This is a genomic window from Lacrimispora sp. 38-1 (genome assembly GCF_049890855.1).
In the GTDB taxonomy this organism is placed as follows: Bacteria; Bacillota; Clostridia; order Lachnospirales; family Lachnospiraceae; genus Lacrimispora.
The window spans coordinates 1-726 of the sequence record NZ_JBANEW010000036.1; the positions used below are offsets into that span (position 1 = coordinate 1).

Here is a 726-nt window from a genome sequence, read left to right on the forward strand (position 1 = left end):
CTTCCATCACCAGCCGCTGTTGCGCCGGATGCCGGCCCTCCATCAGCAACGGGACCGGGGCGTCCGCCGGTGGCGCATGCACCAGCCGCACCGCCTCGGTGATACCCGGCAGCTGATAGTCCGACAACAGAGTCTCAGGCAGCCATTCCCGGATCGGGAAGCGATCCAGATACCCCAGCGCCTGCTGACACAGGCTGCGCACGCGCGGCTGCTGAATGCCCTCGGTCAGCGGATAGACCGGCGTCAGAGTCGCCTGGCCCGCCGGCGGCATGGCCGGGGGATTCACCTGATATTCGGGATGATAAAACTCGAAACCCGCACGGCCCGGGCGGACTTCGCCAAAACAGCGGACCCGCACCCCCTCTTCGAGTTGGTTTTTCTGGGCGGCATTGAAGTGAAAAAACCGCAGCACCAGGAAACCGGTGTCGTCCCTGAGGGTGACCTGAAGACTGCGGCGTCGACCCATCACCAGATCGGTCTTGACCACCTCACCTTCAACCACCGCCACGTCCCCGATCCGCAGACGGCCCATGGGCACCACACGGGTTCGATCTTCATAACGGTGCGGCAGATGAAACAGCAGATCCTGCAGCGAGGCGATGCCCAGGCGATCCAGCTTGCCCGCCAGGGCACTGCCGACGCCTTTGAGCTGGGTGACCGGGATGTCATCCAGAGAGGTGGCCATGGAGGTCAGGCGCTCTCGGCGATACTGGGGGTTTCGGTTCG

The 726-nt window shown here is 64.3% G+C and carries 1 protein-coding gene; it reads right to left on the reverse strand.

Annotation, left to right across the window (positions count from 1 at the left end; all coding sequences use genetic code 11):
- Window positions 1–726, reverse strand: a 726-nt coding sequence (locus V7D18_RS08170; protein ID WP_426153220.1) for an OB-fold nucleic acid binding domain-containing protein, incomplete at both ends; no start/stop codon positions are given.